Annotated in this window: 13 protein-coding genes; 8 read left to right on the top strand and 5 right to left on the bottom strand. The window is 42.6% G+C overall.

Going from position 1 to position 15,719, the window contains the following annotated elements; translation table 11 throughout:
- Both frdC and frdD read left to right on the top strand, forming a co-directional pair.
- Positions 1 to 383, top strand: a 383-nt coding sequence (frdC, locus tag C9J12_RS22255) for a fumarate reductase subunit FrdC (RefSeq protein ID WP_107244698.1), incomplete at its 5' end; no start/stop codon positions are given.
- Positions 384 to 393: 10 nt separating this feature from the next.
- On the top strand, positions 394 to 756 hold the full coding sequence (gene frdD, locus C9J12_RS22250) for a fumarate reductase subunit FrdD (RefSeq protein ID WP_107244694.1): 363 nt from the start codon (positions 394 to 396) through the stop codon (positions 754 to 756).
- 85 nt (positions 757 to 841) lie between these two features.
- Here frdD and C9J12_RS22245 read toward each other — a convergent pair whose 3' ends face one another.
- Both C9J12_RS22245 and efp read right to left on the bottom strand, forming a co-directional pair.
- Entirely contained in the window at positions 842 to 2,239 is a 1,398-nt protein-coding gene (locus tag C9J12_RS22245; protein WP_107244693.1) for an SPFH domain-containing protein, read from the bottom strand.
- Between the two features lie 209 nt (positions 2,240 to 2,448).
- Positions 2,449 to 3,015: an elongation factor P gene (gene efp / locus C9J12_RS22240; RefSeq protein ID WP_011219913.1), complete on the bottom strand. Its 567-nt coding sequence runs from the start codon at positions 3,013 to 3,015 to the stop codon at positions 2,449 to 2,451.
- A gap of 34 nt (positions 3,016 to 3,049) precedes the next feature.
- Between efp and epmB the strand changes: the two genes are divergently transcribed.
- The 4 genes from epmB (at position 3,050) to rimK (ending at position 8,642) form a co-directional block, all read left to right on the top strand.
- A complete protein-coding gene (gene epmB / locus C9J12_RS22235) occupies positions 3,050 to 4,072 on the top strand; it encodes an EF-P beta-lysylation protein EpmB (RefSeq protein ID WP_107244697.1) in 1,023 nt (340 codons plus the stop codon).
- Positions 4,073 to 4,275: 203 nt separating this feature from the next.
- Positions 4,276 to 5,892: a methyl-accepting chemotaxis protein gene (locus tag C9J12_RS22230; protein WP_107244692.1), complete on the top strand. Its 1,617-nt coding sequence runs from the start codon at positions 4,276 to 4,278 to the stop codon at positions 5,890 to 5,892.
- Positions 5,893 to 5,936: 44 nt separating this feature from the next.
- The gene (gene alr, locus C9J12_RS22225) at positions 5,937 to 7,151 is read left to right on the top strand and encodes an alanine racemase (protein ID WP_011219916.1); all 1,215 of its coding nucleotides are present in this window, start codon (positions 5,937 to 5,939) and stop codon (positions 7,149 to 7,151) included.
- A 585-nt stretch (positions 7,152 to 7,736) separates the two neighbouring features.
- A complete protein-coding gene (gene rimK, locus C9J12_RS22215) occupies positions 7,737 to 8,642 on the top strand; it encodes a 30S ribosomal protein S6--L-glutamate ligase (protein ID WP_107244690.1) in 906 nt (301 codons plus the stop codon).
- Positions 8,643 to 9,533: 891 nt separating this feature from the next.
- Here rimK and groL read toward each other — a convergent pair.
- Positions 9,534 to 11,186, bottom strand: a complete 1,653-nt coding sequence (gene groL / locus C9J12_RS22205; protein ID WP_107244688.1) for a chaperonin GroEL — start codon at positions 11,184 to 11,186, stop codon at positions 9,534 to 9,536.
- Positions 11,187 to 11,227: 41 nt separating this feature from the next.
- Positions 11,228 to 11,518 (bottom strand): co-chaperone GroES, encoded by a 291-nt coding sequence (locus C9J12_RS22200; protein ID WP_006233714.1) that lies wholly within the window; start codon positions 11,516 to 11,518, stop codon positions 11,228 to 11,230.
- Positions 11,519 to 11,728: 210 nt separating this feature from the next.
- Between C9J12_RS22200 and C9J12_RS22195 the strand changes: the two genes are divergently transcribed.
- Entirely contained in the window at positions 11,729 to 13,114 is a 1,386-nt protein-coding gene (locus C9J12_RS22195; protein ID WP_107244687.1) for an MATE family efflux transporter, read from the top strand.
- Between the two features lie 129 nt (positions 13,115 to 13,243).
- Here C9J12_RS22195 and C9J12_RS22190 read toward each other — a convergent pair whose 3' ends face one another.
- A complete protein-coding gene (locus C9J12_RS22190; RefSeq protein ID WP_107244686.1) occupies positions 13,244 to 13,774 on the bottom strand; it encodes an FxsA family protein in 531 nt (176 codons plus the stop codon).
- A gap of 452 nt (positions 13,775 to 14,226) precedes the next feature.
- Between C9J12_RS22190 and aspA the strand changes: the two genes are divergently transcribed.
- A complete protein-coding gene (gene aspA / locus C9J12_RS22185) occupies positions 14,227 to 15,687 on the top strand; it encodes an aspartate ammonia-lyase (RefSeq protein WP_107244685.1) in 1,461 nt (486 codons plus the stop codon).
- Positions 15,688 to 15,719 lie beyond the last annotated feature (32 nt).

Raw genomic sequence — 15,719 nt, 5'->3', positions numbered from 1 at the left:
TGAGCAACCGTAAACCTTACGTTCGCGAAATGACACGTACTTGGTGGAAAGATGATCCTTTCTACCGCTTCTACATGGTGCGTGAAGCAACAATTCTACCTTTGATCTTTTTCACTATCTGCCTGACTTTCGGTCTAGGTTGCCTAGTGAAAGGACCAGAAGCTTGGGCGGGTTGGTTAAGCTTTATGTCTAACCCAATTGTGGTGGTATTAAACATTCTTGCGCTTCTTGCCAGCTTGTTCCATGCACAAACCTTCTTCAGCATGATGCCTCAAGTAGTGCCGATTAAAATTAAAGGCAAAAAGCTTGATAAGACGATTATTGTACTAGCTCAGTGGGCTGCAGTTGCTGCAATCTCACTGGTCGTTCTAGTGTTAGTTTAAGGAGAACCACGTGGTAAATCTAAATCCTAAGCGTTCTGACGAACCTGTATGGTGGGGTCTGTTTGGTGCTGGTGGTACTTGGTTCGCAATGCTAACACCGGTAACTGTACTTGTTCTTGGTATCATGGTGCCACTAGGCATACTTGATGCAGATGCAATGAGTTATGAGCGCGTATCAGGCTTTGTAACAAGCTTCATTGGCGCTCTATTTACTATCGCGACACTAGCACTACCAATGTGGCATGCAATGCACCGCCTACATCATGGTATGCACGATCTTAAATTCCACACTGGTGTGGTTGGTAAGATCGCTTGTTACGCGACAGCGTTCCTAGTATCAGCTTTAGCAATTATCTTTGTATTCATGATTTAATCATCATTGATATACAAAATGTAAAAAGCACCGCTTAGGCGGTGCTTTTTTTATTGGTCAAATAAGTCTGTGTTGTTAGTGGACACTATTTATTTTGGCTGGTATCAGCAAGTTTTTGATTTTTCTCTAAAATACCTAAGGCACCTAACCCAGTAATTACATCCAAATTCGTGGTTAATTTGCCTGCATTACTGCCACCAAAATAGTTAGTTGGCATCTGTACTTGATAGTTCTTCAAGTTGCTGTACAACGCAGTGGACACATCACGATTCAATTCAGCTAAATAAACATCGCGGTTTGCACCATAAGCATCATATTTTGATTTTAAGATTTCAGCTTCAGCATGCCCTTTCGACAAAATGGCTTTCGCTTCGTATTCTGCAGATAACGCATTGGCTTTTTGAATCGCCAAGTTAGCTTGCGCTATCGCCAATTCTTTTTCTTTATCAACCTCCGCTAAACGCTTTGTCTTTTCGACCTCAACAATCTCTCGCTCTGCAATTTGACGGGCAATTTCCACTTCTTTTTGCTGCGAAATAATCGCGAGCTCTTTATTTCTCTGCGCATCTTGTACTTCGCGAGTACGTTGAATCTCTTTGCGTAACTGCTCGGTTTCTGCCTGTGCTTTTGACGTTTCTTGTTCTTGGATGGCACGAATACGATCAGCGACTAATCGCTTCTTATCCATCAATAGCTTGTTTAATTGCTCTTCCGGTGAAGGGTCGCCTATGGTCACTTGCGTAACCGCAATACCATACTGCTGTAATGGGTTGTTCTGACGCTTAGGGTTACCACCTTCATCTAATACAGGGACGGTTTTCCATACCAATTGCTGAGTGCGTTGCAATTTATTTGAATTAGATTGGTTAATACCGACTGGCGCTAAATCAATTTGCTCAATTTCAACTTGCTTTCGTTCGGTCATATAAATGCCATCACGCAGCTGATCACCAAGCTTTGTTTTAAATTGATTTAATCCACCTTGGAAAAATTCTTCTCCGGTGTATTGAGTCGCCGTAATCACCGTGACATTTCGTGCATTTTTAACCAACAAAGCATCGATTAAATTACTGTTATTACGAAATTCTCGGTGCATTTTGACCACCGCATCAGGGTTTTGAGACAGCTTAAATCGGAAAGTAACGGGAATACTACCAATATAGGTATCAGCAAAGCGGACTTGAATAGACGGTAAGCGTTGATAGAAATCTTCGCCTGTTGTATTACCATAAGAAACGGTAATAACCTGATCGTATTGGGTGATCTTTGACAAAAAAGGCATCCGAAAATGAATACCTGGCTCACTAAAAACATCCAATTCGCCAGTCACATTATTCTGATGCACATAGGTATATCCCGCATCGGTCATTAAAACGGAATTATTCGCTAACCCCAATAATGCAGCAATACCTAAAATACCGCCAGCAAGAGGAAGAGACAGTTTTTTCTTTAGCGCAGCTTGTGCCTGAGGCTTAAAATCCATATAACCCACCAATCAATATAATTATTATGTATGTATTAATGACTCTCATTCTAAATACAAATAAATATAAACAATAGCTTACACTTACAGCTGTACAACTGACTTCATAAAAAAATAATGTAAAGCAGTGAAAGTTCAGCAAAATCACTGAATTGCAGGCATAAAAAAAGCCGCCTTAGCGACTTCTTTGTTACCTGTGAAAGCAAATATTACTTCACACGACTTACGTATTCACCAGAACGCGTATCAGCTTTGATCACTTCGCCAATCTGGATGAACAGTGGAACACGTACAACGGCGCCCGTTATAAGTGTTGCAGGCTTACCACCAGTACCCTGTGTATCGCCTTTTAGGCCAGGATCAGTTTCAGTCACTTCTAGTTCTACGAAGTTTGGTGGGGTAACAATAATAGGGTTACCGTTCCAAAGTGTTAGCGTACACGTGTTGTTTTCTACCAACCATTTAGCATTATCACCAACAGCTTTTACATCGGCAGCAATCTGCTCAAATGAAACGTTGTCCATAAAGTGGTAGAATTCACCGTCGTTGTATAGGTAATCAAGCTCAACCTCGACTACATCGGCAGCTTCAACTGATTCGCCAGATTTAAACGTTTTTTCAAGAACTTTACCCGAAAGTAGCTTACGGATTTTTACACGGCTGAATGCTTGACCTTTACCAGGCTTAACAAATTCGTTTTCGATAATGACACAAGGTTCATTATCTAGCATAATTTTCATTCCGCTGCGGAATTCATTGGTGCTGAAAGACGCCATTTCTATCCTCTTACACATCTTCGAGTTGTATTTAATGCCGCATATAATAACCCGAAACGCCTCAACTGTTGAGCAAAACTGGCTTAATGATCTAGCTAATGCGATTTCAGATCCTTTTCTGCTATTAAAAACCCTAAAAATCGATCCCATACCATGGGAAAAGGGCTTAGCCGCAAGAAAGCTATTTGCGTTACGTGTACCAATGAGCTTTGTTGATAGAATGGAAGTTGGCAACCCCTATGATCCACTACTGCGACAAGTACTGCCTTTAGAGCCAGAGTTTGAGGTACATGAAGGGTATTCTCTCGATCCTTTAGAAGAACAAGACAACGCCATTCCAGGCTTACTGCACAAATACAAAAACCGCGCGTTAATGATAGTGAAAGGTGGTTGTGCGGTGAATTGCCGCTACTGCTTTCGCCGTCATTTCCCTTATAGCGATAATAAAGGCGGTAAAACACAGTGGAAAACGGCGCTGAACTACATTGCTGAACACCCAGAATTAAATGAAGTCATTTTATCAGGCGGTGATCCATTAATGGCAAAAGATCACGAATTAGCATGGCTAGTTGATGAAATAGAATCTATTCCTCATATTAAACGTCTGCGTATTCACACTCGCTTGCCTATCGTCATACCTAACCGTATTACTGATGAGTTATGTACATTAATTGGCAATAGTCGCTTACAAACGATTCTGGTTACCCATATTAACCACGCCAATGAGATTAATGATGAACTAACCGATGCCATGACGAAACTTAAACGCGTGAATGTCACTTTACTTAACCAGGGCGTGTTATTACGCGGGATTAATGATTCAGTCGAAGCACTTACTGCGCTTAGCGAAAGCCTGTTTACTGCAGGTATTCAGCCTTATTATTTACATGTTTTAGATAAGGTACAGGGTGCGGCCCATTTTATGATTGATGACACTGAAGCTCGCCACTTAATGGCAGGTCTAATGCAGAATGTATCGGGGTATATGGTACCCAAGTTAACACGCGAGATCGGTGGACGAACGAGTAAAACCCCACTAGACCTTCACTTAGAATAATCACTTCAACAACCTTCCTCATCAGATTTTGTGTCACCAAAGACACAAAATCGTTCTCTATCTTGCTCTCTCGTTCCTTATACCTCCAAAATTAAGAAAAAAACAACAGATAGTGTTCATCTATTTAAGTCACTTGTTTTTATGTCGCTAGTTTCATTTGCAACGCAATAATGGAACCAAAATCACACATAAGAAGAAATAATATGAACCTTAAAACAAAATTATCAGCATGCTTTGCTGTTCTCTCACTCATCATCATTTTGGTACTATCTACCTTTTCCTACCAAGCTTTACAAAGCAGAACACTTAACAGCCTGAATACGGAACTAACAACAGCAGCCAATGCCACCCAAAAAATTATCGGTGATGAACGCCATGATCATCAAAACAAAGCCAACAACGATTACGACAAAATTTCCCAGAATTTGACCAGCTTCACCCAAGCCTCAGAGCTGGATTGGGTCTATTCCACCGTGATGAGAAACGGTCGGATATATTACACCTATATCAATCAAACAAAAGAAGAAGCACGTTCTGGCCACTATAAAAACTGGTACCAAGAAGAATACAAAATCGTTCCGAAAATGCTTCGCAAAGCATTCCTGACTCAACAAATCCAATTTGAAGAGTACCAAGGTGAATACGGCCGATACCGCTCAATTTTCGTCCCGTTTCGTAACCATCAAGGAGAAACCTATGTGATAGGGGTCGATATCTCGCTGAGCGAAGTTGATGCCATGATAAACCGCGAACTCAAGAAAGTGTGTATCACCGCAATGATCGTTTTGGCACTAGCACTAGTGGCTGCCCGCCTGATCGCCAATCAGCTTGTTGCACCAATCAATACGCTAAATGCCGTACTGCTCAACATTGCTAATGGCGACTGGAACCTCACACAACAAGTGCCAGTGAGCAGTAAGGATGAAATCGGGGCAATGTCGCACTCGTTCAATACCTTTATGGCAGCATTACGCCAGCGCCTAATGGAGGTTAGCCAAAGCACCGAAAGCGTTGCGGCGATCACCACCCAGCTTGATCACCTCATTCAGGCCGTCACAAAGCGCTCAATCGAACAGGCAGAAAACGTTGGCAACAGTGCTGCGGCGATCGAAGAGTTGGCGACCAGTTCACAAAGCATTTCGGAAGTGGTCAACGGTGCCAACCAAAAAATGACCCACTTTGAACAGCATACCCAAGACACGGTCGGTGCGATCAATCATGCCGTCACCGGTATGCAAAATGTCCAACAGGAAACCAACACTGTTGCCGAAAGACTCCATCAGCTTGACAGCCGCGCCAATGATATCAACTCCATTGTTGAGGTGATCAAAGATATTGCCGACCAGACTAATCTACTGGCGCTCAATGCCGCTATCGAAGCGGCACGAGCCGGAGAGCAAGGCCGTGGGTTTGCAGTAGTAGCCGACGAAGTCCGCCAACTGTCAGAACGAACCGCCAAGGCAACGATCGAAATAGGGTCGATGATCAATACCATTCAAAACGATACGAGTGGCGCGACTGATACGATGCAACTAGCAGTCGGTCAAGTTGATAGTTGCGTTCAATACGCCGATGAAGCAAATCAATCACTAAATGGCTTTAGAACTGAAATTACCTCAGTAACCGAAGGCATGGAAGAAATTGCCGAGTCAGTAAAAGAGCAAGCTTTTGCCGCTGAACACTTATCATCCAATGTTGCCACACTCAGCAGCAGCGCCAATGAAAACCGCTTATCAACACAAGATGCACAACAAGGGGTAGAAGAGCTCAAGCGCAGAGCCACTGCGCTTCGTGATGTTGTGCGTTTATTCACGCTGTAACTTCACCCCGTTTTTTACATCATATATATAAAAGGAAATACATTTTGAAACTGAAACTTAGCCTAGTTGCTCTTGCCCTAATGGGTCAAACTACCGCCAATGCCGCCCCTCTGCTGGTCGATTTCGATAATAACGAGCGCGAAGAACGCGTTCAGTCAAGCAATGCATGGCTGGAAATCGATACCCAAGCATTTTCTGGCAACATTCAGTTACTTCAAAACCAGCTAAAAGCCGATACAAAAATCTGCGCTATCATGAAAGCCGACGCTTACGGTAATGGTATCGCAGGCCTAATGCCATCCATCATCGCCAACCAAGTGCCATGTGTTGGGATCACCAGCAACGAAGAAGCTCGTGTGGTACGTAAGCACGGTTTCATTGGCAAAATCATGCGAGTACGTGCCGCGAGCAAAAATGAAATTGAAGGCGGCCTGCAATACCAGATGGAAGAATTAATCGGTACCAAGGCACAAGCCGATCAAATCATCGAAATCGCCCGAGCAAACGGCACAACTATCCCGGTTCACCTAGCACTGAATACCTCAGGCATGGGGCGTAACGGTCTGGATCTGACAACTTATGAAGGTCAGGTAGAAGGTGTCGAAATCGCTGGCGATCCCAATCTGGAAATCGTAGGCATGATGACCCACTTCCCGAACGAAGGCCTTGACGAAATCAAGCGCAAGGTAAAGCGCTTCAAGGTAGAAACGAAATGGCTGATGGACAGCACCGATCTAAAGCGTAAGGACGTCACCCTACATGTTGCCAACTCTTACATTACGCTGAACTTACCTGAAGCTCACCTAGACATGGTTCGCCCAGGCGGCATGCTTTACGGCGATTACCCAGCAACAGCACCATACCAGCGCATCGTTTCATTCAAAACACATGTTGCGTCACTGCACCACTTCCCAGCAGGCAGCACCATCGGCTACGGCAGTACCGCGGTACTAGAGCGCGATTCTGTACTGGCAAACCTTCCTATCGGCTACTCAGACGGCTTTGCCCGCTCTCTGGGTAACAAGGCAGAGGTACTGATCAACGGCCAGCGTGCTCGCGTGATGGGCATGGTATCAATGAACACCACCATGGTCGATGTCACAGACATCGTCGACGTACAGACCAACGAGGAAGTGGTTATTTTTGGCCGTCAAGGCTTTGAAGAAATCACTGGCGAAGAGACCGAAGAGAAAAGCAATCGTATTCTGCCAGAACATTACACTGTTTGGGGTGCAACCAACCCACGTATCTACCGTTAATTTCTGGCTCACATAACTTCAAGGCCAGCAACATGCTGGCCCTTACCATTTGCCTCCTTCAAGGCAACAAAGAAAGATCCAAGCATATTAATCACGCCAATGAGATTAATGATAAACGAACCAAAACAATGAAAAAACTCAAACTCGTAAATGTTATCCGGCTTAATCAAGAGGTATTATTGCCACCAGTACCTACACTCATCCATGTTATTTCTTTCCTTTGCAATTCTTCTTTTTATTGAAGCACACCACTTAAGCCATAAAACACCAAAAAGCTGAACCAAATCAAAAAGAGTATTGCAACCCAAAAGAATAGCATATAAGTCATTGTTATTAATAGAACGTACAGCTTGTACAGCTTTTGGATCATTATAACTCAAAAGCTTTTTACACTTTAACGCAACAATCTTAACCAGTGATATTTATTAAAACGATAAAAAAATATCATCGTCACACCACTCGATTTTTTTTACGATTAAGAGCATAGTCGCCGCTTATTCAGTATTGCCCTTATTCGGTAAATTGAAGTTCGCCAAACTTCCCACACTGATCCCATATCACCCTTTATAAGTCGCGAGAAACGCAATGAAAATTGGCATTCTGTCCCAAAACGAAACCCTATACTCAACCCGCCGTTTACGTGAAGCGTGTGAAGCTCGTGGTCATGAAGCGGTTATCATTAATGCCCTGCGTTGTTATATGAATATCAACTCGGTACAGCCTTCTATTCATTTTGAAGGTAATGATTTAACAGGTTTTGACGCCATCATTCCACGTATTGGTGCAGACATAACATTTTATGGCTGTTCAGTATTACGTCAATTTGAAATGATGGATGTGTTCTCGGTGAATCAGTCAATTGCCATTTCACGTTCTCGTGACAAGCTACGCTCTTTACAATTATTAAGCCGTAAAGGTATAGGTATGCCGATCACTGGCTTTGCCAGCAAACCAGACGATGTGCCCGATTTAATTAAAATGGTCGGTGGTGCGCCACTGGTCATTAAATTATTAGAAGGTACTCAAGGTATTGGCGTGGTATTGGCTGAAACCCAAACGGCTGCAGAAAGTGTTATTGAAGCTTTTATGGGGCTGAAAGCCAACATCATGGTGCAGGAATATATTAAAGAAGCAGGCGGTGCTGATATTCGCTGTTTCGTGATTGGCGATAAAGTCATTGCAGCCATGAAACGCCAAGCCGCTGATGGTGAATTCCGTTCGAATTTACACCGTGGTGGTAGCGCATCTTTAGTCCGTATTACACCAGAAGAACGCAAAACAGCAGTCGCAGCTGCAAAAGCAATGGGATTAAGCGTTGCAGGGGTCGATTTACTTCGATCTGAACGCGGCCCACTAATTATGGAAGTTAACTCATCACCTGGTCTTGAAGGTATTGAAGCGGCAACAGAAAAAGATATCGCTGGTATGATTATCGAATATATCGAAAAAAATGCCGCAAAGAAAAATCGCCGTCATTTACAATATCAATAAAGTTAGCTTCAAACTTATCGACGAGTGCCTTAGCCTTACTATTCGATCTAATTAAAAGCAGCTGTTACTGGCTGCTTTTCTTTTGTATATAGCCCCCCCCTTCTGCAACACTCCACTGAGTTCTTCATACCTTGTTTTATCCGCTATTCCGCAGTTAACCACACACTCAAGTCACCGCGCACCTTTTGCAATAAAAATCAGCAAAAAGGTGCCCAAAAATAAAGCTCACAACCAAAACCTCAAGAGCTACACGTAAGTCATTGATATGACACTATTTAACTTTACGTACAGCTTTTCTAGCTAATTCAAAGGTGAACTGAGCGCGGGTATTTTAAATCATTAATAGCTAGATGATCTAAAAGCCAAAACCAGTACAGCAAAGATCCACATAAACACCTAAAACATGAACGAAAATAAATAATTATCAAATACATAAAATCACCACTGTAACCTACTGATTTAAAACAAATAAAAAGATGTACTGCTTTTTTAGCTTTTTCACGCATTAAGGGTGTGGCATTTTTTATACTTAGATAGGATTAAAACAACGACATACTTTTTGCAATGAAACAATGTACACGTTTATTGAAAATAAACAGCAAAAAGGTGTTCTAGATTAAAGTAAAGGATTAATGACTTAAATTTACACGTTAAGTCATTGTTTTTATTGATTATTATTTGCTGTGCAGCTTTTCGAGGGATTTTACAGGTAAGCCTATAGATATCTTTCTGATGAAAAATCATCCTATCTATAACGATTAAAGTCTTGTTGGTTGCTTGTTGATAATGTAACAGGTACAAAAAACCCGTCATAAGACGGGTTCTTTTTTATCAGTGGTTATTTACAGCACAATGATCAACACCATGTTGTTAATAACAACAGAATGATGATTACATCATGCCGCCCATGCCACCCATACCACCCATGCCGCCCATATCAGGCATTGCAGAGGCATCTTTCGCTGGCATATCTGTAATCATTGCTTCAGTAGTAATCATAAGACCAGCAACAGAAGCTGCGAACTGAAGTGCTGAACGCGTTACTTTAGTTGGGTCAAGAATACCCATTTCAATCATGTCGCCGTATTCGCCAGTTGCAGCGTTGTAACCGTAGTTACCTTCGCCAGCACGAACATTGTTAGCAACAACTGATTCTTCGTCACCCGCATTTTTGGTGATTTGACGAATTGGAGATTCCATCGCACGAAGTGCTACGCGGATACCTACGTTCTGCTCTTCGTTGTCACCTTCAAGACCAGACTCAGCAACTTTTGATGCTGCGCGGATTAGTGCAACACCACCACCAGCAACCACGCCTTCTTCTACAGCTGCACGCGTTGCGTGTAGTGCATCTTGAACACGGTCTTTCTTCTCTTTCATTTCAACTTCAGTTGCCGCGCCAACTTTAATAACAGCAACGCCGCCAGCTAGTTTCGCAACACGCTCTTGAAGTTTTTCTTTATCATAGTCAGATGTTGCGTCTTCGATTTGTTGACGAATTTGAGCAACACGACCTTTAATCATTGTTTCTTCACCAGCACCATCGATGATAGTGGTGTTTTCTTTAGTGATAGAAATACGCTTCGCTTGACCAAGATCTTCAAGTTGTACTTTATCTAGCTCTAGACCGATTTCTTCAGAAATAACCGTACCAGCCGTTAGCACAGCAATGTCTTGTAGCATTGACTTACGACGGTCACCGAAACCAGGCGCTTTAACAGCAGCAACTTTTACGATGCCACGCATGTTGTTCACAACTAATGTTGCTAGTGCTTCGCCTTCAACGTCTTCTGCAATGATAAGCAGTGGACGAGATGCTTTCGCTACGCCTTCTAGAGCAGGAAGTAGTTCACGAATATTCGATACTTTCTTGTCTACAAGTAGAATGAACGGGCTTTCTAGATCAACAGAACCCGCTTCTTGGTTGTTGATGAAGTAAGGAGACAGGTAACCACGGTCGAACTGCATACCTTCAACAACATCAAGCTCATCATGCAGTGCTTGACCTTCTTCTACAGTGATAACACCGTCACGGCCTACTTTTTCCATTGCTTCTGCAATTAGGTTACCCACTGTTGCATCAGCATTTGCAGAGATAGTACCTACCTGTGCGATAGCTTTTGTATCTTCACATGGTACAGATAGTTCTTTTAGTGCTGCAACAGCAGCAATAACCGCTTTGTCGATACCACGTTTAAGATCCATTGGGTTCATGCCAGCAGCAACGGCTTTTAGACCTTCAGTAATGATTGACTGTGCCAATACTGTTGCTGTTGTTGTTCCGTCGCCCGCCGCGTCATTCGCTTGCGAAGCCACTTCTTTTACCATTTGTGCGCCCATGTTTTGGAACTTGTCTTCAAGTTCGATTTCACGTGCAACAGAAACACCATCTTTTGTGATTGTTGGTGCGCCAAATGATTTGTCTAGAACAACGTTACGGCCTTTAGGACCTAGTGTTACTTTTACAGCGTCAGCCAGAACGTTTACACCTTCTAGCATTTTAATTCGAGCGTCATTGCCAAATTTAACGTCTTTAGCAGCCATGTCTCTATTCCTTTCTTAATTATTTATTTAAAGTGAACGGATTATTCAACGATTGCCATGATGTCATTTTCAGACATGATCAGGACTTCTTTACCATCAATCTTTTCTGACTTAGTGCCGTAGCCTTCAGCAAAGATAACAGTATCACCAACTTTAACGTCCAACTCTTGAACTGTGCCATTTTCTAGAATGCGGCCTTTGCCTACAGCTAGTACAACACCACGTGTTGATTTTTCGGCAGCAGAACCAGTTAGCACAATGCCACCAGCAGACTTAGATTCAACTTCTTGGCGTTCAACGATAACTCGGTCATGTAAAGGACGAATGTTCATTGGTCGTCTCTCCTGATTGGGTAAGATCCATGGGATATAAACAAGTAGCACACTAGAGGTTACTTACTTGCTCTGTTAAGTACACATGTTGGGTCGTTTTTCAGGATCCCAAGCCCTAAGCACTAAATATTACGAAAATAACCCCGAGAATTTTTGCCCGATCACACTCTTTGCTTTAGGGTAATCGTGCGAATCAAATTCGAGACCATTATGTTAAAAGAAAAAAGGTCCCTGCCGGTAATCCCAAAGACCATAAATCAACGCCCCGACAAACACGGGCTGCTATCTGATCCTATCGCCGATGTACTGCGCCGCCTTACTGTACCTATGGTATTTGGTATGGTTGCGATCTTAATGTTCAACCTCGTTGATACTTTTTTTATCTCATTATTAGGCACTGATGCACTGGCTGCTGTCAGCTTCACCTTTCCTGTTACCTTTGCGGTAAATTGCATCACGATGGGGGTCAGTGTTGGTATTTCAACTAACATTGGGCGCTTATTAGGTAAAGGCGATACACATTCAGCAGCACGCTTTGCCAGTCATGGCATGCTATTAGCCGTCATACTGGTTATTGCAGCATCAAGCTTAGGTATCAGCACAATTGAACCTTTGTTTTCACTCATTGGCGCAAGCCCTGATCTATTGCCCGTGATCAGTGAATACATGAGCGTTTGGTATTTGGCGATCCCATTGCTGGTTATTCCGATGGCTGGAAATAGTGCGATTCGTGCAACTGGTGATACTAAAACGCCGGCGAAGATCATGATGTTGGCAGGTTTGATCAATGGTGCGCTCGATCCTTTATTGATCTTTGGCTACGGACCGTTTCCTGAATTAGGGGTTAAAGGGGCGGCGATTGCGAGTGGCATAAGCTGGGCGTTTGCTCTGCTTTATTCGCTGTTTATTTTAATTTACCGAGAGAAATTGCTCGCAAAACCGAAACCAGCATTACTGCTTAACGATTGGAAAAAAGTGATGCAAATTGGTATGCCTGCCGGGCTATCCAATGCGTTAAATCCGTTATCTGGTGCATTACTCATGTGGTTACTTGCCACGCAAGGCACAACATCTGTTGCGGCTTATGGGGCAGCAATGCGCATTGAATCGTTACTGGTCATTACCATGATGGCGTTAGGCTCTGCGTTAATGCCCTTTATGGCGCAAAATTTAGGGGCAGATAAACCCCAACGGGCTTTTAAAGCTTTTTTTATCGCCATGCGATTTGCCATTATTTTCCAGCTGTTGGTTTTCGTGATGATGGTTCCGCTCAGTTGGCCGCTATCAGCCTTATTCAGTCAAGATATTGCGGTGCGTGAACCGTTGTGGCATTACCTAATCATAGTACCAAGCAGTTACGGGCTTCAAGCTGTGTGTATGTTATTAATTAGCGCTTTAAATGCGATGCACAAATCAATGCATGCTCTAGTGTGGAATTTATTACGCTTATTCGGCTTTTTATTACCTGCGGCATGGTTAGGCTGCCAGCTTAATGGCACTGAAGGATTATTTATTGGTATTACCGTTGCCAATATCATCAGTGGTATTTGTGCCTATCTATATGCTATTCGCATGCGTAAACAAGCAGGATTTTAAACATATCACGATACAAAAAATAACGTCTTTTCGCTTGAAATATGTGAATAGCATGAACAAAAAAAGCAGCTAATGGCTGCTTTTTTATTGTCTAGCGTAATACGTCGTTCAGTGTTTTTATACGGTAAATTAATTCAAACGATTATTCTGGTCGTTGTTTTTATCGTCTTTACGTTCAAACTCACCATCAAACACATCACCGTCTCGATTGTCAGTATTACGCGTCTCTTGCTGACCAAATGGGCTTTGATTGTCAAACCCCTGACCGCCGCCAAATCCTGCCGAGAAACCAGAACCCATGCCGTTTACTTTTACTCGGCTCATTAATTGCTTCGCAAGCATGGCACGGGGTGCAGGCAATAACACCAGCATTCCCAATGCATCAGTCATAAAGCCTGGGGTTAATAGCAATACGCCCGCAACAGCCAACATAACACCTTCAACAATTTGTTGAGCCGGTATTTCACCTTGTTGTAATCGGCTTTGAACAGACATCAAGGTCGCAATACCTTGGCTGCGAACTAATGACGCCCCCACAACGGCTGTTACCAATACGAAGGCAAGGGTTGGCCATAAACCAAAGAAACCACCCACTTGAACAAACAATCCAATTTCAACGATAGGAACAAGAATAAATAGAAACAGCAATACAGGAAACACAGCTTACCTCTTAGGAGTCGTTGATCACTTACAGGTAACACTTCATCACCGAAGTATTACTTAAAAGATATTAAATTTTATCCGTACATTAACTATGGGGCTATTTTGGCATTTTTCAACCAAATAGGCGCGAAGCTACCCCGCATTATTCGTTACTAATAGTAAAGACACACTTCATTCACAATTGATTATATTCCTTCATTTACTACTATAATTGAGAGCCTAACCATTAACAGTATTTGTGAGGGAGATCTCATTACTGTGCAAATGTTTTCATGTGCTTCAAAAAAGTGATCTCGGTTATGGTTTTACCACTAAAGGGGAGTATTATCGGCAGCAAATAAGGTGTCAGGAACGATCATCTAGCCAAAACTTCTGCGGAATGGATTCTTATTCAGAACTGGCTCAAAGTTTGAATTTTTATTAGCAGATTCCCCATAAAGGCTATATTTATGTCTCAGATGATTGATCTTGAAAAGAATGAAGCAACTCTAAATGTTGCTACTCGCATTGAAGAAGATTTACTAGGTGAACGTCACGTTCCTGCTGACGCTTACTGGGGTATCCACACACTTCGCGCTGTTGAAAACTTCAACATCTCAAGCACTACAATTTCTGACGTTCCTGATTTTGTTCGCGGTATGGTTTTCACTAAGAAAGCAGCTGCAATGGCGAACAAAGAGCTAGGCGCTATTCCTTCAGAAGTTGGTAACTACATCATCCAAGCATGTGATTTAATTCTAGACACTGGTAAGTGTATGGATCAATTCCCGTCTGATGTTTACCAAGGCGGTGCTGGTACTTCAGTTAACATGAACGCAAACGAAGTTATTGCTAACCTTGCTCTTGAACTGATGGGTAAAGATAAAGGCGAATACGACGTCGTTAACCCTAATGATCACGTAAACAAATCGCAATCAACTAACTGTGCATACCCAACAGGCTTCCGTGTTGCTGTATACAACAGCATCATGACAATGATTGAAGCACTTGATTATCTAAAAGGTGCTTTCGACGCGAAAGATAAAGAATTCGCAGGCGTTCTAAAGATGGGTCGTACTCAGCTTCAAGATGCTGTACCAATGACTGTTGGTCAAGAATTCCACGCGTACTCAGTTCTTCTTAAAGAAGAAATCAAAAACCTTAAGTACACAGCAGATCTTCTACTTGAAGTGAACTTAGGTGCAACAGCTATCGGTACTGGCTTAAACGCAGCGACTGGTTACCAAGAACTTGCTGTTCAGCGTCTTGCTGAAATCACTGGTCTACCATGTACACCAGCAGAAGATTTAATCGAAGCAACGTCTGACTGTGGCGCATACGTAATGATCCACGGTGCTCTTAAGCGTACTGCGGTTAAACTGTCTAAGATTTGTAACGACTTACGTCTACTTTCTTCTGGTCCTCGTACAGGTTTGAACGAACTAAACCTACCAGAAATGCAGGCTGGTTCTTCTATCATGCCAGCTAAAGTAAACCCAGTAATTCCTGAAGTAGTTAACCAAGTTTGCTTCAAGGTTATTGGTAACGACACAACAATTACTTTCGCAGCAGAAGCTGGTCAGCTTCAGTTGAACGTAATGGAACCTGTTATCGGTCAAGCACTGTTCGAATCTATTTCACTTCTGAAAAACGCTTGTGTAACTCTACGTGATAAGTGCGTATCGGGTATCACAGTGAATAAAGAAGTATGTGAAAGTTACGTATTTAACTCAATCGGTATCGTTACTTACCTAAACCCATTCATTGGCCACCACGAAGGTGACATTGTTGGTAAGATTTGTGCTGAAACAGGTAAAAACGTACGCGAAGTTGTACTTGAGCGTGGTCTTCTAACTGAAGAGCAACTAGACGACATCTTCTCTGTACAAAACCTAATGCACCCAGAATACAAAGCGAAGCGTTATAACTAATAATAACTAACGTACCGCTAAATAATAAAGCG

It is taken from the genome of Photobacterium frigidiphilum, from assembly GCF_003025615.1.
In the GTDB taxonomy this organism is placed as follows: Bacteria; Pseudomonadota; Gammaproteobacteria; order Enterobacterales; family Vibrionaceae; genus Photobacterium; species Photobacterium frigidiphilum.
The sequence above is the reverse complement of the archived record's forward strand: the minus strand, read 5'-3'. Positions and strand labels throughout refer to the sequence as shown.